The following is a 19,175-nucleotide window of genomic DNA, read 5'->3' on the forward strand; positions in this document are numbered from 1 at the left end:
GAGAAGTTAAGCCCAACCACGTCGATGGTACTGCGTAAAAGTGGGAGAGTAGATAGCCGCCGTTTTAGAGTCACAGACTCCAAACAAATGAAAGGAATCAATCGTAAGGTTGGTTCCTTTTTGCATTTAGATAAATCGTTTATCTTTGTCCAAAAATCAATGCTTTATGATCAAGTCTTATATCTTATTTGTTTTCTTTTTTATCTCCGCTAGTCTTTCTGCACAGGAGAGTATTAATTATGCTGTAGTAAAAGATATCCCTTACCGGACTACAGGTGACCCGTATGGTCTGGAACGTTGCAAGCTGGATGTCTATTATCCTGAAAACGGGAAGGACTTCGGGACGGTTGTTTGGTTCCACGGAGGTGGTTTATCCGGTGGAAGTAAATTTATCCCGGAAGAGTTGAAGAACTGTGGTTTGGCTGTTATTGCTGTAAACTACCGCTTATTACCGAAGTGCAGTATTAAAGACTGTATTGATGATGCAGCAGCTGCGGTAGCTTGGACTTTTAAAACGATAGAGAAATACGGAGGTAGCCGGCAACGGATATTTGTTTCAGGCCACTCTGCCGGTGGTTATTTGACCAATATGATCGGATTGGATAAGAAATGGCTTCAGGTCTATTCTATAGATGCTGATTCTATCGCTGCATTAATACCTTTTAGTGGGCACGCTATCAGCCATTTTGCTTATAGGGAGTCTTTGGGCATGAAAGAAACGCAACCTAGTATCGATGAATATGCTCCGCTTTATTATGTGCGTCCGGATGCTCCTCCTTTGATTATTGTATCAGGCGACCGCGAAATGGAAATGTTGGGGCGTTATGAAGAGAATGCTTATTTCTGGAGAATGATGAAGGTGGCCGGGCATAAAGAGACTTATATCTATGAATTGGATGGATACGATCATGGCTCGATGGCGGCACCGGCTTTTCATATACTAAAGAACCATGTCAGAAGAATTTTAGGGGAATAGAAACAGATGGGGGACTTTTTATCCCCCATCCGTATTTTATTCATATCGAACTGCGGTACCGGCAGCTGTAACCATCAGCATGCTTCCACTTCCTCCTACAGTTTCATAATCCAGATCGACAGCAATAACGGCATTGGCTCCCATTCGTGCAGCCTGCTGGCTCATTTCCTGTAAAGCCGTTTCTTTTGCTTCACGCAATACGCTTTCATATGAACCGGCTCGTCCGCCTACTATATCGCGTATTCCGGCAAAGAAATCTTTGAATACGTTTGCTCCTATAATTGTTTCACCGGAAACGATCCCGTAATATTGGGTAATCTTTTTCCCTTCGATGTTGTTTGTTGTAGTCAGTAACATAATTTTCTTTTTATGGATGCGTATTGGTCATTTCAAATACGAGTTTGCCGCCTTTCGCCATTTCGGCATGTGAGAAGAACGGGGTTTCGAGCTCCTTTCCATTCAAAGTAACCGTCCGGATATATTTGTTTTCCGGACTGTTGTTTTTAACCACGATCTCGAAAATGCCGCCTTTTACGTGAATTAAGGCGTGATCTACCATCGGACGGCCCAATGTGTAAACCGGAATACCGGGAGCAACCTGATAGAATCCCAGGGCACTCATTACGTACCATGCTGACATCTGTCCGCAGTCTTCATTCCCGATGATACCGTCAGGCTTGTTTGTATAGAACTCGCGCATAATATAATCCAGACGTTCCTGACCTTTCCATGGGGAATCTGTCCAGTTATACAGGTAAGCCATGTGGTGGCTCGGTTCGTTTCCGTGGGCATACTGACCGATCAGGCCGGTGATGTCGCCGGATGCATGTTCGCCGTCAACCTGTGAAGAGGTAGTAAACAAGGTATCCAGACGTGTTTCCAGTTCTTTCTTGCCACCGATCGTAGCAATGAAGTTGTCCATATCGTGCGGAGCAAAGAAACTCCACTGGAAAGCATTTCCTTCCGTATAATCGCTTCTCATATGAGCCGAATAACGCGGATTGAACGGTGTACGGAATGAGCCGTCACCCATGATCGGACGCATCATCTTTGTTTCCGGGTCCAGATAACGTTTGTAATATTCTCCTTTGGCAGCATAAGCCTGAGCCAATGAATCCAGTCCCGCTTTGGCTGCGATCTGCGAGATACACCAGTCTTCGTAGGCCATTTCCAGTCCCCATGAAACGGATTCGGGAACAGAGTCGGCAGGAACGAAGCCATATTTCTCTTTGAAGTACGGATGGAGGGTAATCAGATCCAACTCACGTGTCCCTTTGAACTTTTCTGCCAGGTCTTCACGGTATACGGAAGAACGGGCACCGGCTTCCGCCCATGTTTTCAGGTCACCGTCTGCCAGGTCTTTGGAAACCAGGTCAGCCAGAACAGATACAGCCGGGTAGCCGACCATACAGCCGGTATAGCTTGAAGCCAACGGCCATTTGGGAAGAATACCACCTTCTTTATATCCTTGTACTAACACTTTACCCCAGTCGGCAGCCAGTTCCGGATTGATGATCGTCATCAGCGGGTGAAGGGCACGGAAAGTATCCCACAGGGAGAATACGGAATAATTAACGTATCCCGGTTCCGCCTTATGCACCTTTTTGTCCATACCCAGATAGCGGCCGTCTACGTCCTGATAAGCGAACGGTGCGATCATCGTATGATATAATGCCGTATAGAAGTTGACCATTACGGTCGGGGCAGCGCTCTGAATTTCAATTGCGTTCAGGGCATCGTTCCATATTTCAGCCGATTTGATGCGGGTCGCTTCGAAATCCCATCCCGGAAGTTCTGCTTCCAGATTCTTTTCGGCTCCGTCAGTATCAACCATGGAAAGGGCTACCTTTACGTACAGAGGTTCCGCCTTTTCCGGGAACTTATAATGGAATTTCAGGTCTTCTTCCGTATTGATGCGCAGGAACAAAGAATCCTGACGTAATTTGCCCCCGATATATTGGTAAACGGTTTCGATTGGCTCAGAGAAAGTAATCCGGTAAGAAACCGAATGGAAATGTGCCCATCCCTGTGTACGTACCGTACCTTCTACCGTCGAGTCGTTAACAAACAGGTAACTGTTATCTACCAGTTTGTGTCCCCAGTTCGGTTGCAGGATATGTCCCAGGTCGAGCATGACACGGCGGTCTTTGGGATTATCGTAAGTATATTTATGAAAACCGACCTTGTCAGTACTCGTCAGCTCCACGTTTACACCGAAGTTATCCAAACGTACGGCGTAATAACCCGGAGTCGCTTTTTCGGTATCTTTATTAAAAAGTCCGACCGGTTTGATCGAATCGCCTCCGGAGAAAGGCAATAGAGCCACATCACCCAGGTCGCCGATACCGGTACCGGAAAGGTGCGTATGACTGAACCCATAGATTTCGCGATCGTCATAATGGTAACCGCTGCTGGCATCCCAGCCCATGATATGCGTATCCGGACTGACCTGTACCATAGCAAACGGGCGGGTGGCACCGGGGAAAGTATGTCCGTGGAATCCGGTTCCTATGAACGGGTCGACATACTTGATTTCGTCACTTAATAACCCACTGTTGGGAGCCGGCTTGCATCCTACCAGCAGGCAAAGTAAAACTGCCTGAAAGAATAAGATCGTTTTCTTCACTGTTTATTTTGATTTAGTTTAAAATTAGCGGACTAAAACTATTTAATTAGCACAGCTACAAATATAGTGAAAAAGAACTATATACAGATCTTTTTCCTCTCATGAATGAAAAAAGTCACAAAAAACTGCAACCTTTTACCGGGCTGTCTCGTCTAATATAACAGAGATGAAAACAGATGAGTTCATAACAAGGATATTGCCTTTAAAAGACAACCTGTTGCGGGTTGCTTACAGGATCACCGGAAATGCAGAGCGTTCCGAACAGATCGTTCAGGACGTGATGTTGAAGGTCTGGGGAGAGCGTGCCGCCTGGATTGTGATAGAGGACATTCCATCTTATTGCCTGATGGTGACACGTAATATGGCGCTGGATACTATTAATTTGCAACGGAAGCGGACAGAAAGTTTTACCGTCAGATAACTCTTTTATAGAAATAATATGGATTATAACCGTATTACATCGTTATTAGACAAATACTGGGAATGTGCGACCACCATTGAGGAAGAACGGGAGTTACGTCACTTTTTCTCGTCAGACGCATTACCGCCTGAGTTGCGTCCTTATAAGGCATGGTTTCTGACACCAGGAGCAGAGACACTGCCGCCTTTAGGGAAAGAGTTTGACTTGAAGGTGTTACAGCAGATCACCCGGGAGAAAAAGCTACGCCGCCTCCGTCTATTTTATTCTTTTTCGGCATTGGGGCTGGTCATACTGGTTCTTTTGACAATCCTCTTGCTGACATCTTCTTTTATGTTGTAAAGTTGCTGTGTTTAATATGAAGCCTTGCGGATTTGTTCTGCAAGGCTCTTTCTGTTACCTTTGCGGAAAAATAACAAACTATGTTCACGGTAATCGGAATCATGTTCGGAGGCATCGCCGTAGGATATCTATTGCGCAAAGTCGAACTGCTGCAAAAGATAGGCAAACCTATTTCTTATACGATCCTGCTATTGTTGTTCCTGCTGGGTATTTCGGTGGGGGCCAACGATGCTATTGTAAACAACCTGACAACATTAGGCGGACAGGCTTTCCTGATCGCTCTGGCCGGAACGACCGGAAGTGTTTTAGCCGCCTGGGGAGTCTATCATTTCTTTTTTAAGGAAAGGAGGAGAGAATGAAAGGGAGCCTGATTGTAGTCGGTTTCTTCGCGCTGGGCTGTATTCTCGGGTGGAGCGGGTATCTGCCGGAGGTGGTCGTTAAGAACGATATCACCATGTATGTGCTTTACTTGCTGATGTTTCAGGTCGGGCTGAGTATCGGGAGTGATAAGAAGCTGAAAGATATATTGTGCAGTATCCGTCCCAAGCTGTTACTGGTTCCGTTGGCTACTATTATCGGGACGCTGACGGCCTCGGCTTTGGTGAGTTTACTGATTACAAAATGGAGTGTGTTCGATTGCCTGGCGGTAGGAAGTGGTTTTGCCTATTACTCATTGTCTTCTATCCTGATTACGGAGTTGAAAGAGGCGTCGCTGGGTGTACAGATGGCGACGGAGTTAGGAACAATCGCATTGATCGCCAATATCATCCGTGAGATTATGGCTTTGCTGGGAGCTCCCCTTTTTGTCAAGTATTTCGGACGATTGGCTCCTATCTGTGCCGGTGGTGCCACGACGATGGATACAACATTACCGATTATTACGCGTTATTCAGGAAAGGATCTGGTATTCGTTTCTATCTTTCACGGCATTCTGGTCGATTTTACGGTACCGTTCTTTGTCTCTTTTTTCTGTTCAATATAAAAATGCTGTTGATTAACAAATAGAGTAGGAGCTTTTATGAAACACTTACTGATCGTTCTATTGCTGATAGTCTCATTCGGTGTAACCGCTCAACCGGCACGAAGACTGGAAAAGCCGGCTGCGGATGGTCCTATCCCTGTAGGACAAGCTGTTTTTTACGGTGAATTTGTTCAGCGACTGAAGAAATTCAAAAGTGGCGGTTATCCTCAGGATATCCGGTTGATAAATATTGAAACGAACGAGGTGCTTGTCTTCCGGGTGAAGTCGACCTTTAAGACTTCGAAAGAAAATCAATTCTGTTACCTGATCGAACCGGGAACGTATGCAATCTTGAATTATTGGTGGACCGAAAGCAAATGGTATGGCGGCCGTTCTTATATGGAACCTATTTATAAGGGGGAAGATTCCATTCAGGAAACCGAACGGAAAATAAAAAGCAAAGAACAACGCCCCGATGAATTAGTCCTGTTCAAATTCACTGTCGCTGAAAATACATTGAATTATGTTGGAACATGGCATTTCGAGAACTCCCCCGTTTTCTTCACCAACGACAAGGAAAAAACTGACGAAGAAATGCAGGATAAATACAAAAAACTTGATTTTCGGTCTTCCCGCACGGCTATACCGGATTAATCGTTATTCTGTTTATCTGTAATAGCGACCTGTTTGTCGGGTATAAAACGGGTATAAAAGAAGGAGGTTGTATCAATAAAAACTTTGATGCAACCTCCTTTTTTATGTTCTGATTCTTATTTCTTTACCGTCTGCAACATAACTTTCACGGCTTCTTCCAGTTGATGGTCTTCACCTTTCAACTGCGATTCCGGAGTGTTGTAGATTTCGATATCCGGTTTCAGTTCATGGTTTTCCAGGTAATTGCCCTGCATATCCTGAACGCCTACCTGTGGAATACCGAATACGATGGACGGGTCGATCTGTGATTCCCACCATACGGCAGTCATGGTTCCCGGGACAGGAGTACCGATCAGTTTACCGATACCCAGAGTCTTGTATACCCAAGGGAAACCATGTGCATTCGAGTAGTTGTCTTCGCAAACCAGTACGCACGACGGTTGCAGCCATTTGTTGAACGGATCGCTGCCGATGTACTGCCCGCGAGGCATGAAACGTTGGTACTCTTTACCACTCAACAGGGTTGCCAGGTCGTCGTGCAACCAGCCTCCGCCGTTATGACGGGTATCTACAATCACTGCTTCCTTATTGCGGCAACGTCCCAGCAGTTCGGAATAGACTTCGCGGAAACTTTCACTGTTCATGCCCTTAACGTGTACATATCCGATCTTGCCACCGGACAGTTCATCCACTTTTTTGCGGCAGTTTTCTACCCAGCGTTTGTACAACAGATTGGACTGTTCGCCGTAAGAGATCGGTTTCACCTGTTCTTCGAAACGTTCTTTTGTTGCCGGGTTGTAGACGGACAACAGTACTTTCTTTCCGGCTTTGCCGCTCAGTAACGGATAATAGTTCTCACCGCTCTTGATAGGTTTCTCATTGATCTTTTCAATGATGCAACCCGGTTTGATCTTCGTATCAGCTAATGTCAACGGCCCTTTGGCTATAATCTCGGCAATCTTTAATCCGTCGCCGGTATAGCTGTTATCGTAGAATGCACCCAGGCAGGCTGTAGCCGGAGCGGATGACGATGAATAATACCGGGCACCGGTATGTGAACCATTCAGTTCGCCCAACAGTTCGGACAACATTTCCTGGAAGTCGTAATTGTTGTTGATATGCGGCAAGTAACGGGCATATGCTGTTTTGTATCCTTCCCAGTCGATGCCGTGGATAGTCGGATCGTAGAATTTATCTTCCACCTGACGCCATATATGATTGAAAATATATTCGCGTTCCTGCGGCGGGCGATAAGAAAATTCAGCCTTGAAGGGGATACCTTTGGTTTTGCTGTCTTTGATCTCCACCTTTTTCAGCTGGCCACCGGATACCAGGAACAGGTTCTCACCCTTCTTGTCGGCAAACATTCTTCCGCCACCGACACCTTTTATCAGTATTTTGGTTGAATTTTCCTTGAAGTTACGTTCCCACAGGTCGTAACCGCTTTCGAAAGCTGCACAATAGTAGAGTTTGTCTCCTTTCGGTGTCAGTATGGCATCACCCATATTTGAAGAGTTGATAGTCAGACGAATGATGCGGTCTTTACGGTTTTCCAGATCAAATTTCAATGGTTCGACAGGCTTGTCCGCATCGTCTTTCTTGTCTTTATCATCTTTCTTCTTGTCATCTTTTTTAGCTTTGGAATCCTTTTTATCCTCCTTTTTGCCGTCTTTCTTATCCTTGTCTTTGTCCTTATCTTTTTCTTCATCTTCCGCCAGGGCAAGTTCTTCCTTGCTCAGGCGGAATTTGTCGTATGCTTCGGCATCGAAAAACATGATATAGGTATCATCCTGTGCACCCCAACTGCCGTGGCTACGGTAACCGGCACGGTCGGACGACCAGATCATGGCTTTACCGTCGAGCACCCATTTCGGATCACCATCAGAGTATCCGCTTTCGGTCAGGTTGGTAATATCTCCGCTGCCATCCGCCTTTACCAGGGCAATATCCTTATTGTTCCATCCGCCGATAGCGATATATTGCACCAGGAACCATTTACTGTCGGGTGACCATTGGTAAGTCTGGTCGCCATCAGCATATGAATAATTGTATTTACCATCCAAGACAGTACGTACTTGCTTGCTTTTCAAATTGATGACGCGTAAAGTGGTACGGTCTTCCAGGAATGCTACTTCTTTACCGTCAGGAGAATAAGTAGGCTGGAAAGAAGTCTTGTCGGTAACTACCAGCGGTTCTTCCTTGATCTCTTGTGCGTAAGTAAAATATTTGTCGTCTTTACGAACCAGGCTGCTTTGATAAATGCCCCATGTCTCGCCGCGTTCAGCCGAGTAAACCAATGAACGGCCGTCAGGACTGAAATCTATATTACGCTCTTGCTGCGGCGTATCGGTGATCTGACGGGTTGTTTCATATTCAACCGATGTAACATATACATCTCCTCGTACGATAAAGGCAACCTCTTTCCCGTTCGGAGAGACAGCGATACTGTTTGCCCCGTTCGACATCAGGCGATGAATCAGATTATTCTCGGTCTGGTCGGAGATGATGTTCACCTTTACCTTAGCGGGTTGTCCGCCTTCTTTAACCGTATAGATCTCACCGTCGTAGCCATAGCACAAAGTCCCGTTCTTGTCGGAAGTCAGGAAACGGACCGGGTGTGTCGTATGGTTTGTTATCTGTTTGCCGCTCTTGCCGGTCAGGTCATTCTTAAAGATATTGAAACTGCCTTTTTCTTCACTCAGATAGTAAAAGGCATTTCCGTCCGGAGACCATACCGGATCGCGGTCTTCTCCACGGAAAGAGGTAATCTTTTTGAATGTACGGTCATTATCTAATGTACATAACCAGATATCGCGGGTAATGGAGGATTGGTGGTGTTTACGCCAGGGATCTTCATATCCTTTGGAATCGTTATACAACACCTGTTTTCCGTCTTTACTGAATGCCAGATTTTCCATAGCCAGCGAGGAGAATAATTCCGGGCGTCCTCCTTGGGTGCCGACCTGATATATCTGGGCGAACAGGGAAGAAGGGAACTGACTGTCTTTTACATCCTGCTGGATAGAAGCTGAATAAAGGACATGGTCGTTGTCGCTGAATGTTTCCGGATATTCGTTTGCCGAATGTACGGTCAATTGCGTAGGGGCACCTCCTTCTTTATTCATGATGAATACATCGAAATTTCCGTTGCGGTCGGAAGCGAATGCGATCTGTTTTCCGTCGGGCGACCAGACCGGACGTGTGTCGTGGGCCGGATGGGTTGTCAACTGGGTGGCTTTACCACCTGTGGTCGGAACGGTATAGATATCCCCTTTATAGGTAAAGGCGATCATCTCCCCGTTCGGAGATATTGCCGGATAACGCATCCATAGCGGATCGTTCTCTGCAAATGCGGACCCTGTCAGCAAGAGGGCCGATGTTAAGATCAGTAATTTTTTCATGCGTTTATTAATTTCCGTAAAAATACGAGATTATTTTCATACAAATGTCATATTTAACATATTCCTAATAAAAACTGTTCCGGGGATATAATTCAACAGCACGACAAGAGATCGTATTCCTTCCTCTTTTTTATGTTCGAAAAACGGAACTAAAATGCCGAAACAAAGCAAGATAAGCGAATGTTTTATAAATGAAGTATAGTCAATAAGGCGAGATAGTTTATTTATTCCTATACAAATACTATTTAAAAACAAATTTAGGTCACTAATGAAAAAGTATGTAGCAGAAATGATCGGGACGATGGTACTTGTCCTGATGGGTTGTGGTAGCGCAGTATTTGCCGGAACCATTCAACCGTTTTCTTCAGTAGGTACGTTGGGCGTTGCTTTTGCCTTCGGGCTGGCCGTTTTGACGATGGTTTACACGATCGGGAAGATTTCCGGTTGTCATATTAATCCGGCTATTACGCTGGGTATGTTACTCTCCAAAAGGATTTCAGGAAAAGATGCGGGAATGTATATGATATTCCAGGTGATCGGGGCGATCATCGGCTCGTCCATCCTGTTTATTTTGGCTAAAGATTCCGGTTCGGCGACAACATTGACCGGAGCAAACGGTTACCATGATCTTGTTCCGGCCTTTGTGGCAGAAACAGTCTTTACGTTTATCTTCTTACTGGTGGTTTTAGGTTCAACATCCAAAGGTGCCAATACCAAGTTTGCCGGTATCGCTATCGGTTTAGCATTGGTTTTGATCCATATTGTTTGTATTCCTATTACCGGAACATCGGTGAATCCGGCACGTAGTATCGGTCCGGCTTTGTTCCAGGGAGGTGAAGCTCTCTCACAATTATGGTTGTTTATCGTAGCCCCATTCCTGGGAGCGGCTATCGCTGCATTCGTCTGGAAAGGGATTGATACGGAAGAAGCATAATCCTTATATATTATATTTATATTTTATTCCCCCGGCAGGTTATACTGTCGGGGATTTTTCTTTTAACAAAATGATATTGCCGTACCATGTAATTTTTTACCTTTGCCTGTAGACTAAACTAAAATATAACATGAACAAGAAACTTATTCTTTCCTTGCTCGCTTTAGCCGGTGTTTCTGCCTTGATGATGGCAGCGGATGATGCACGCCTGTTGCGTTTCCCGGCGACGAACGGTAATGAGATTGTTTTCTCGTATGCCGGCGATCTTTATAAAGTTCCTGCAAAAGGAGGTGAAGCTCAACGTCTGACCTCGCATGTCGGGTATGAGATGTTTCCCCGCTTTTCTCCTGATGGTAAAACAATTGCTTTTACAGGACAGTATGATGGAAATACGGAAGTGTTCACTATTCCTTCTACCGGAGGCGAACCTTTGCGTGTAACCTATACGGCGACTAACGCACGTGATGACCTGGGGGACCGCATGGGGCCGAACAATATCGTGATTGCCTGGACACCCGACGGCAGTCGTATTGTTTACCGTAACCGCATCAGCAGCGGCTTTGACGGTAAATTATATACGGTAGATAAAGAAGGAGGCCTTTCAGAAGTTATACCTTTGCCTGAAGGTGGTTTCTGTAGTTATTCTCCGGATGGAAAACAGTTGGCTTACAACCGTGTAATGCGTGAATTCCGTACCTGGAAATATTATAAGGGAGGTATGGCTGACGATATCTGGATTTATAATCCGGAAAAGAAGTCTGTCGAAAATATAACGGATAATGTGGCTCAGGATATTATTCCGATGTGGATAGGTGATGAAATATTTTTCCTTTCTGACCGCGACCGGACAATGAATATCTTTGTTTATAACACAAAAACGAAACAAACGAGCAAAGTCACTGATTTTACAGAATATGATGTAAAGTTCCCTAGTGCGAATGGTAAGACTATCGTATTCGAGAACGGTGGTTATATTTATAAAATGGATGCTACGGCGAAAAAGCCGGAAAAAGTAGAGATCAAACTGACTTCCGATAATATCTATGCCCGTAGTGAAATAAAGGATGGTTCGTCATACCTTACCAATGCTAGTATTTCTCCTGATGGAGAACGTGTGGTAGTAACTACACGTGGTGAAGTTTTCAACCTGCCTGTGGAGAAAGGTGTGACAAAAAATATTACCCGTTCGCCCGGACAGCATGACCGTGAAGCCCAATGGTCGCCTGATGGAAAATATATTGTTTATATTTCGGATAGTACGGGCGAAACAGAACTTTACCTTCAGGATGCCACTGGTGGTGAACCTGTTCAATTGACAAAAGATAACGATACTTATATCCGTTCTTTTGAATGGAGTCCCGATTCAAAATCAATTGTTTATACCGATCGTAAGAACCGGGTAAACCTGCTTGATGTAGCTGGAAAGAAAACAACCGTATTGTTTCAGAACCCGATGGCAGAGATACGTGACGTAACCTTCTCACCGGATAGTAAATGGTTGACTTATAGCCGTCCGGCGGAAAACCAAGTAAGTATGGTGTATGTTTATGATATTGCTGCACGTAAGGAATATCCAGTTACGGATAAATGGTACGACTCTCATTCTCCTGCCTTTAGTACAGACGGAAAATACTTGATCTTCGCCTCTTCACGTGACTTTAATCCGACTTATGGCTCTTTGGAATGGAACCATGTTTATAATAATATGGGTGGTGTTTATCTGGCGTTGCTTCAAAAAGATACTCCTTCTCCATTCCTTCAGAAAGATGCCGAAGTAAAAGTTGCTAAAGAAGAGACGGCTAAGAAAGAGGATAAAAAGAAAGAAGATAAAGATAAGAAAGATGTTTCGGCAGAAACCGTTGTAAAGATTGATCAGGAAGGTATAACCGATCGTATTATCAAACTTCCTTTACCGGGCTCTTACTATGGCGGTTTTTATTCGGATGGTGAAAAAATCTGGTATTATGGTCGCGGCGGAGCAAAAGTGTACGATTTGAAAAAGCAAAAGGAAGAAACTGTTGCTGACGGAGCCTCCATGTCTGTTACACCGGGAAGTAAAAAGGCTCTTTTCTATAAAGGAGGACAGATCTATGTGACCGACATACCTTCCGGCAGTGTTGATCTGAGTAATGCTGTCGATCTTTCCAATATGAAGATTACGGTGGATTATCCGAAAGAATGGGCACAAATATTCGATGAGGCATGGCGTGCTTACCGTGATGGTTTCTATGTGGAGAACATGCATGGCGTGGACTGGAAAGCGATCAAAGAAAAATATGCCGTTCTTCTTCCTTACGTGAAGACTCGTCTGGATCTGAATTATGTGATCGGTGAAATGATTGGCGAACTGAATTGCGGCCATGCTTATGTGAATCCGGGTGAACTGGATCGTCCGGAGCGTGTGCAGACTGGTCTGTTGGGTGCTGAGATTTCACGTGACAAGAGTGGATTCTTCCGTCTGGAAAAGATATTACCGGGAGCATCCTGGAGTAAAGACCTGCGTTCTCCGTTGACAGAGCCGGGTATCGAGGCGAAAGCCGGAGAGTTTATCGTGGCTATCGACGGGATTCCGACTAACAGTGTAAAGGATATGTATTCTTTGTTGGTTGGTAAAGCCGGTATCCCGACAGAACTTTCATTGAACAGCAAGCCTGAATTGGGGGGAGCTCGTAAAATTGTGATCAGTCCGTTGGCTGAAGAATATTCGTTGTATCATTACAACTGGGTACAGGATAATATCAAGAAAGTGGATAAAGCGACTAACGGCCGTGTGGGATATATCTATATTCCGGATATGGGCGTAGACGGTTTGAATGAATTTGCCCGTTATTTTTATCCGCAGTTGGATAAAGAAGGTCTGATCATCGACGACCGTGCCAATGGTGGTGGAAATGTATCTCCGATGATTCTGGAACGTCTTTCCCGTGAACCGTATCGTCTGACCATGCGTCGTGGTTCGAACCATATCGGTACTGTTCCGGATGCCGTACAGGTGGGTCCGAAGGTTTGTTTGATCAATAAATATTCTGCATCGGATGGCGACCTGTTCCCCTGGGGATTCCGTGCTTTGGGACTGGGTAAGCTGATTGGAACCCGTACCTGGGGTGGTATCGTCGGCATTAGCGGCCCACTGCCTTACATGGACGGAACAGATATCCGTGTACCTTTCTTCACCAGCTATGATCCGAAGACGGGGCAGTGGATTATCGAAAACCACGGTGTTGACCCGGATATCCTGATCGACAATGATCCGGTAAAGGAATGGAATGGCGAAGACCAGCAGCTGAACAAGGCAATCGAAGAAGTAATGAAAGATCTTCAGAACCGTAAACCGTTGGCTCCGGTTCCGGCTCCGAGGGATTTCAGCAAGTAATGTAAATCTTTCAATATATATAGAAAGGATATCTCACACATGGGGTATCCTTTCTTTATTTACAGGCGCAAATCGCTTTTTCTCTAATACGAAGAATATGCAATAATTTGATTTGCGATGAATAAAGTTTATTATTTCATATATTTGTGACCATTAATAAGGAAATGGGGAAAGCATGTTAGAGGAAAGGAGATTATTGAAAGAGTTAACCGAAGGATCAGAGTTTAGTTTTAATACTCTGTATAACCTATGGGCCTCCAGACTGTACCATTTTGCATTCTCATATTTGAAATCAGACAGTGCGGCGAAAGATGTCGTACAGGAAACATTTGTAAAGATCTGGTCTAATAGAACGGGTATTAATCCGGATGCCTCTTTTAAGGCTTATTTATTTACTATTTCCTATCATTTTTTATTGAAAGAACTTCGCCGTCAATTGAATCATCCGCAGATGGAGGATTATCTGGACTTTAAAAAAGAACTTATTTCGACTGATGACGTAGAAGCTAAATATGATTTCGACCTTTTTCTAAAAGAGTTGGAAGCTGCCAAGCAGAAACTGACACCCCGGCAAAGGGAAATCTTTGTTTTGAATAAGGAATATAATCTTTCCGTTACAGAAATCGCTTCCCGGCTATCTATAACGGAGCAAGTGGTGCGTAACCAACTTTCTGCCGCATTGAAAGTGTTGCGCAACGAATTATCCAACTATTCCTATTTATTTATACTTTTCACGATTTATTTCTGAAAATATGTTTTATAGCATGCAGAAGCGTATGTTATAAATTTAACCTTTCAGGATATTACTCATAAACGAACGAAATTTCCAGTTTATGAGTACATCATTATATAGAAATTTGAAAGATTGGTTAACGAAATATCAGACTGAACAAATTAGTCGGGAAGAATTTCGTGAACTCAGGAAAGAAATCAATAATCATTCGGATGAGGAACTTTTCCCTGTATTGTTTGATAGTTGGAATAGTTGGGATAATAACGGAAGTTTATCGTCTGAAGATGCCCAAAGTTTATTGGTTCGTATCCGGCAAGAGGTGAATATAATACCTGCTTCTAAAGTTCGAAAATTTAACTGGCGACAAATTGCTGCAGCTATAGCATTTCTGATTATGGGAAGTTTGTCAGTTTATTTATATGTAGATAACCGTGAAATTACTCAGTTAGCGGACCGGATCATGGAAGTTAAAGTCGGAAAAGGAGAGCGAGTTTCAATTACTTTACCGGATGGAACGGCTGTAAAGCTTAATTCAGAATCTATACTTTCTTATAAACAGGATTTTGGGAAAAAAGACCGGCGTGTATCTCTTTCCGGTGAAGGATATTTTGATGTGCAAAAAGACGTGCAAAAGAAATTTGTAGTGAATACCGAATTTATGGATATTGAAGTAACAGGGACTTCGTTCAATGTATATGCTTATTCAAATAAGGATATATTGGAAATGGCATTAGTGCAGGGGAGTGTGACTGTTTCTTCTGTTTGTCCTCCTTTTGAGAGACTGAATGTGGTTCCAAATGAGAAAGTAATTTATGATAAAAAAACGGGGACAATGAAGAAAATAACGACTTCGAATGTATTGGAAACAGCCTGGGTAAGTAAAGAATTAGTGTTTAGATCGGAACCGATGGATGCAGTATTAAAGAGAATAGGGCGGAAATATGGTGTCTCTTTTGAAATTATGGATTCCTCACTTGTTAAGGATACCTATACCGGTGTGTTTGATAAGGAAGAGATTGAAGAGGTTATAGATATATTGAAAGTGCACTATGGTTTTGATTACAAAATAAAAGGGAATGAAGTTCAACTTTTTGCGACAAATAAATAGAGTGTTAACCTTAAAAAAATAAGAATTATGAAAACATAGGAAAGGGAAAAAATATCCGGAAAGCGGGCAGGCTCTCCGGATAAATCGTCGAATTCAGTTTCGCGAAGCTATGTGATAGCATAGCAGTAAAAAACTAAAAGTCAACTTTAAATTTTTTATTATGAATATTATTCAACACTTAATTAAGTTAAGACGTAAAAGTACGAATTTTTGTGTAACAAACTTGTTACTTGTACTAAGTTTTATCTTTTTAACAACTATACCAGCGAATGCGCAAACAGGTAATGTTAACCTGAAACTAAAGAATGTCACATTGCCTCGTCTTTTTCAGGAAATAGAAAAGCAATCAACTTACCGTTTTTCTTATCGGGATGCTGATCTTGCGGGAAAAGCCCTTGTTACAGTATCAGTGAAAGAACGATCACTAGAAAGTGTATTAACTGATATTCTATCGAAACGACATCTTCAATATCAGATATCGGGTAATAAGATTCTGATAACTGTTTCTTCTATGCAAACTCCGAAATCGACAGAAAAAAAAGAAGTTAGCGGAGTTGTCGTTGATGAAAGGGGCGAACCTGTTATCGGTGTCAATATTTCGGAGAAAGGAACGACCAATGGAACTATTACGGATATGAATGGTCGATTCTCTTTCAAAGTAGGCAATAATAGTAGTTTGCTCGTTTCCTATATCGGATATGACGGTCAGGAAATATCCGTTAGAGGGAAAAACCGGTTTAATATTACTCTAAAGGAAAATCTTCAGGCTTTGGATGAAGTTGTCGTTATCGGATATGGTACGCAATCACGTGAATTGTTGACGACGTCAGTTTCAAAGGTTGATAATAAAGTGCTGGAAAACGTGCCTTATGGTAATCTGGCATCTGCTCTGCAAGGGGCTGTTTCCGGAGTGAGGGTACAAAGTACTTCTGGACAACCCGGTGAGGCACCCCGTATTGTTGTACGTGGTGGTACTTCTATTCAAAATCCGGACGGGGCTGCTCCTTTATATGTGGTCGACGGCATTACTCGTGATGACATCAATCATTTGTCAAGCAATGATATCGAATCCATACAAGTATTGAAAGATGCTGCGTCTACTTCTATTTATGGAGCAAAAGGATCGAACGGTGTTGTTATTGTAACGACTAAGTCGGCTAAGGCTGGTAAAGCTTCGGTTTCTTATTCATATGACTTTACCATATCGACTATAGGAAAAAAATATGAAATGGCGAATGCTAAAGATTATTTGACTTTGCATCGTACAGGTATGGTCATGCAGGATAAATTCCCGGATGCAACCAGTGAATTAGGACTGGCAAAAGGCTATGGTACGGGAAATAATTTAACGAATCAAACAGCATTCACAACACAGTATCTGAATGATTCGAACAGACATAAACTGAATGAGGGTTGGATAAGCATGCCGGACCCCATAGATCCTTCTCAGACGTTGATATTCCAAGATAATAAAATGTCGGATTTGGCTTATCGCACCGGCTTTTCCCATAATCATCATGCAGAAGTGAGTGGTAGTTCCGAACGGGCAAAATTCTTGGCCGGTATAGGTTATCTGAAAAACGAAGGTACTTTACGTGCAACGGATTATAATCGTTTTTCTTTCAATATTAATGGTGAAGTAAAGGTTTTGGATAATTTGAACGTTACAGGAAGAGTGTATTATTCTAATACAAGAACTCACACGTCGCCTTTTAACTCTGCTGTTTCGTTTTATAGAAATGCCAGTTTGGCTCCGACTGCCAAGATTTATTTTGAAGATGGCTCGTATGCTCCCGGTTCACAATGGGGTATGAGTAATCCGTTATATTCCATGTCAATTGCGAAATATACGGATAAATCGGAGAACTATACGCTATCTCTGGGGGCGGATTGGACGATATTACCGGGGCTTTCTTTCAAACCTCAAATAGCCCTGTATAAAACGAATACGGATAAAAATCGTTTTATGCCGGCATATTGGAATGGACCGAATCAACAGGTAAAGACAAGAGAAGCTTCTGCTAATCATAATGAATGGTCTCATTACCAGGCGGATGCCGTATTGGATTATACGAGGACATTTTGGGAGGATCACCATTTTTCTGCTATGCTGGGATTAAATTATACTGAACGTATTATCGATGCAATTACGGCTGCTGGTAGAGGTGGGGCTACGGATAATATTACGACTGTGAACGGTATTGCGGAAAGGACTGCGGCTTCAAGTTCGAGTTCTACGCATAAGATGATGGGATATTTCGGTAGAATTAATTACAATTACAAAAACAAATACCTGTTATCTTTTAGCGCCCGTTATGATGGAGCCTCTAATTTGGGACGTAATAATAGATATGGATTCTTTCCCGGAGTTTCGGGAGGTTGGCATATTGATCAGGAGAATTTCTACCCGGACGGATTGAAGAAAATTGTGAAGGCCAAATTGCGTGCCAGCTATGGTGTGAACGGTAATATCAATGGACTTGCCGATTGGGCTGCCGACGGTAATTATAGTGTGGGACAAACATTTTTTGGAAATCCCGCTATCCGTATCAGTTACCCGGCAAATGATGATGTGAAATGGGAACGTTCGAAGACATTCGACATCGGTGGTGATTTTAAATTCTTGAATAGCCGACTGAATATTACGGCTGATTATTTTAGAAGGAAGACCGATCATTTGATTACAATGTTTACGTTACCGCCATCTACAGGTCTGGGGGATGTTTATACTAATTTGGGAAGCCTCGAAAATAAAGGTGTAGAACTGGAAATCAATGCCGAAGTACTCCGTTTTGGGAAAGATGGCAGTTGGACGATCGGGTTTAATGCATCAAGAGTAAAGAACAAGATTTTGGAGTTACCGGAAAATGGTGTGGAAAACAATCGTATCGGAGGTGAATATGTATGGGATGCATCAAAAAATCAACATACCTGGCAAGGTGGCTTGCAGGAAGGAGGAACTATGGGGGATATGTTCGGATATAAACAATTAGGTATTTATTCAACCGATGAAGAGGCTGCCAAAGCTCCGCAAGACATGCTTATAACTATTGAAGACAGAACAAAGTTCGGAGGTGATGTAAATTGGTTGGATGCAGACGGTGACGGTAAGATCGATTCGAAAGACCGGATATATGTGGGAAATCAATATCCGAAATGGACGGGTGGTGTTTCCAGTAATTTGTCGTTCAGCGGTTTCGACTTCTATGTAAGGGCAGACTATACAGCCGGACATACGATTTATAATTGGGCGAGGATGTTTTTGGATTACAGTTTGTTCGGAGACAACAATATGACGCAAGATGTTGTAAAATATTCCTGGAAACAGCAAGGAGATGTGACGGATTATCCTCGCTTCTACAGAGGTAATTTTACACAGTGTAATGCAACGGGTGCAAGACCTGGATCGATGTATTACGAAAAGGGTAATTTCTTGTGCTTCCGTGAGGTGACTCTTTCTTACTCTTTCTTGCCTGAAATATTTAAAAAAGCGAGAATCAGTAACGTCCGTGTATCTGTAACAGGTAGTAACCTTTTATACATTACGAGTTATAAAGGCTTGAATCCCGAGGATGGTGGAACCGACGACGGACGCTATGCAATGCCTAGAAACGTGACTTTTTCAGCTAATCTTACATTTTAAAAACAT

General features: G+C 43.3%; 15 protein-coding genes. 12 read left to right on the forward strand and 3 right to left on the reverse strand.

Going from position 1 to position 19,175, the window contains the following annotated elements; genetic code table 11:
• Together NBH14_RS24535 and NBH14_RS24540 are read left to right on the forward strand one after the other, a co-directional pair.
• Positions 1-213: hypothetical protein (locus NBH14_RS24535; RefSeq protein WP_250817823.1), on the forward strand; the 213-nt coding region annotated here is incomplete at its 5' end.
• Positions 167-976, forward strand: coding sequence for an alpha/beta hydrolase (locus tag NBH14_RS24540; RefSeq protein ID WP_186958535.1), 810 nt, complete (start codon positions 167-169; stop codon positions 974-976). The genes NBH14_RS24535 and NBH14_RS24540, both read left to right, overlap by 47 nt.
• 36 nt (positions 977-1,012) lie before the next feature.
• Here NBH14_RS24540 and NBH14_RS24545 read toward each other — a convergent pair whose 3' ends face one another.
• Positions 1,013-1,333 (reverse strand): YbjQ family protein, encoded by a 321-nt coding sequence (locus NBH14_RS24545; protein ID WP_010801405.1) that lies wholly within the window; start codon positions 1,331-1,333, stop codon positions 1,013-1,015.
• Positions 1,334-1,343: 10 nt separating this feature from the next.
• On the reverse strand, positions 1,344-3,602 hold the full coding sequence (locus NBH14_RS24550; RefSeq protein ID WP_186958534.1) for a GH92 family glycosyl hydrolase: 2,259 nt from the start codon (positions 3,600-3,602) through the stop codon (positions 1,344-1,346).
• A 166-nt stretch (positions 3,603-3,768) separates the two neighbouring features.
• Between NBH14_RS24550 and NBH14_RS24555 the strand changes: the two genes are divergently transcribed.
• From NBH14_RS24555 to NBH14_RS24575, 5 genes are all read left to right on the forward strand, one after another.
• Entirely contained in the window at positions 3,769-4,023 is a 255-nt protein-coding gene (locus tag NBH14_RS24555; protein ID WP_007655888.1) for a sigma factor, read from the forward strand.
• Positions 4,024-4,041: 18 nt separating this feature from the next.
• Positions 4,042-4,362: a PG0215 family putative anti-sigma factor gene (locus tag NBH14_RS24560; RefSeq protein ID WP_128134000.1), complete on the forward strand. Its 321-nt coding sequence runs from the start codon at positions 4,042-4,044 to the stop codon at positions 4,360-4,362.
• Positions 4,363-4,442: 80 nt separating this feature from the next.
• A complete protein-coding gene (locus NBH14_RS24565; RefSeq protein WP_007655885.1) occupies positions 4,443-4,721 on the forward strand; it encodes a LysO family transporter in 279 nt (92 codons plus the stop codon).
• The gene (locus NBH14_RS24570; RefSeq protein ID WP_186958533.1) at positions 4,718-5,344 is read left to right on the forward strand and encodes a LysO family transporter; all 627 of its coding nucleotides are present in this window, start codon (positions 4,718-4,720) and stop codon (positions 5,342-5,344) included. Before NBH14_RS24565 ends, NBH14_RS24570 begins: the two co-directional genes overlap by 4 nt.
• Positions 5,345-5,380: 36 nt before the next feature.
• A complete protein-coding gene (locus NBH14_RS24575; RefSeq protein ID WP_186958532.1) occupies positions 5,381-5,977 on the forward strand; it encodes a restriction endonuclease subunit S domain-containing protein in 597 nt (198 codons plus the stop codon).
• Between the two features lie 116 nt (positions 5,978-6,093).
• On the opposite strand, the gene NBH14_RS24580 is transcribed toward NBH14_RS24575, so the two are convergent.
• Positions 6,094-9,378 (reverse strand): S41 family peptidase, encoded by a 3,285-nt coding sequence (locus NBH14_RS24580; RefSeq protein ID WP_186958531.1) that lies wholly within the window; start codon positions 9,376-9,378, stop codon positions 6,094-6,096.
• A 268-nt stretch (positions 9,379-9,646) separates the two neighbouring features.
• Between NBH14_RS24580 and NBH14_RS24585 the strand changes: the two genes are divergently transcribed.
• The 5 genes from NBH14_RS24585 (at position 9,647) to NBH14_RS24605 (ending at position 19,169) form a co-directional block, all read left to right on the forward strand.
• Positions 9,647-10,312: an MIP family channel protein gene (locus NBH14_RS24585; protein ID WP_186958530.1), complete on the forward strand. Its 666-nt coding sequence runs from the start codon at positions 9,647-9,649 to the stop codon at positions 10,310-10,312.
• 130 nt (positions 10,313-10,442) lie between these two features.
• Complete coding sequence (locus NBH14_RS24590; RefSeq protein WP_186958529.1) at positions 10,443-13,685, forward strand: S41 family peptidase; 3,243 nt, start codon at positions 10,443-10,445, stop codon at positions 13,683-13,685.
• A gap of 175 nt (positions 13,686-13,860) precedes the next feature.
• A complete protein-coding gene (locus NBH14_RS24595) occupies positions 13,861-14,433 on the forward strand; it encodes an RNA polymerase sigma factor (RefSeq protein ID WP_186958528.1) in 573 nt (190 codons plus the stop codon).
• 85 nt (positions 14,434-14,518) lie between these two features.
• Positions 14,519-15,526 carry a FecR family protein gene (locus NBH14_RS24600; RefSeq protein ID WP_186958527.1) on the forward strand — a complete coding sequence of 336 codons (1,008 nt, stop codon included), beginning with the start codon at positions 14,519-14,521 and terminating at the stop codon, positions 15,524-15,526.
• A gap of 511 nt (positions 15,527-16,037) precedes the next feature.
• Positions 16,038-19,169: a SusC/RagA family TonB-linked outer membrane protein gene (locus NBH14_RS24605; RefSeq protein ID WP_250817824.1), complete on the forward strand. Its 3,132-nt coding sequence runs from the start codon at positions 16,038-16,040 to the stop codon at positions 19,167-19,169.
• Positions 19,170-19,175 lie beyond the last annotated feature (6 nt).

It is taken from the genome of Parabacteroides caecihominis (assembly GCF_023656785.1).
Taxonomy (GTDB): Bacteria; Bacteroidota; Bacteroidia; order Bacteroidales; family Tannerellaceae; genus Parabacteroides; species Parabacteroides segnis.

Excerpts from the sequence above, each read along its gene's own strand:
- NBH14_RS24560 (WP_128134000.1), top strand. The coding sequence starts at position 4,042 with ATGGATTATAACCGTATTACATCGTTATTAGACAAATACTGGGAATGT.
- NBH14_RS24595 (WP_186958528.1), top strand. The coding sequence starts at position 13,861 with ATGTTAGAGGAAAGGAGATTATTGAAAGAGTTAACCGAAGGATCAGAG.
- NBH14_RS24605 (WP_250817824.1), top strand. The coding sequence starts at position 16,038 with ATGCAAACTCCGAAATCGACAGAAAAAAAAGAAGTTAGCGGAGTTGTC.
- NBH14_RS24600 (WP_186958527.1), top strand. The coding sequence starts at position 14,519 with ATGAGTACATCATTATATAGAAATTTGAAAGATTGGTTAACGAAATAT.
- NBH14_RS24565 (WP_007655885.1), top strand. The coding sequence starts at position 4,443 with ATGTTCACGGTAATCGGAATCATGTTCGGAGGCATCGCCGTAGGATAT.
- NBH14_RS24590 (WP_186958529.1), top strand. The coding sequence starts at position 10,443 with ATGAACAAGAAACTTATTCTTTCCTTGCTCGCTTTAGCCGGTGTTTCT.
- NBH14_RS24545 (WP_010801405.1), bottom strand. The coding sequence starts at position 1,333 with ATGTTACTGACTACAACAAACAACATCGAAGGGAAAAAGATTACCCAA.
- NBH14_RS24555 (WP_007655888.1), top strand. The coding sequence starts at position 3,769 with ATGAAAACAGATGAGTTCATAACAAGGATATTGCCTTTAAAAGACAAC.
- NBH14_RS24585 (WP_186958530.1), top strand. The coding sequence starts at position 9,647 with ATGAAAAAGTATGTAGCAGAAATGATCGGGACGATGGTACTTGTCCTG.
- NBH14_RS24580 (WP_186958531.1), bottom strand. The coding sequence starts at position 9,378 with ATGAAAAAATTACTGATCTTAACATCGGCCCTCTTGCTGACAGGGTCC.
- NBH14_RS24575 (WP_186958532.1), top strand. The coding sequence starts at position 5,381 with ATGAAACACTTACTGATCGTTCTATTGCTGATAGTCTCATTCGGTGTA.
- NBH14_RS24540 (WP_186958535.1), top strand. The coding sequence starts at position 167 with ATGATCAAGTCTTATATCTTATTTGTTTTCTTTTTTATCTCCGCTAGT.
- NBH14_RS24570 (WP_186958533.1), top strand. The coding sequence starts at position 4,718 with ATGAAAGGGAGCCTGATTGTAGTCGGTTTCTTCGCGCTGGGCTGTATT.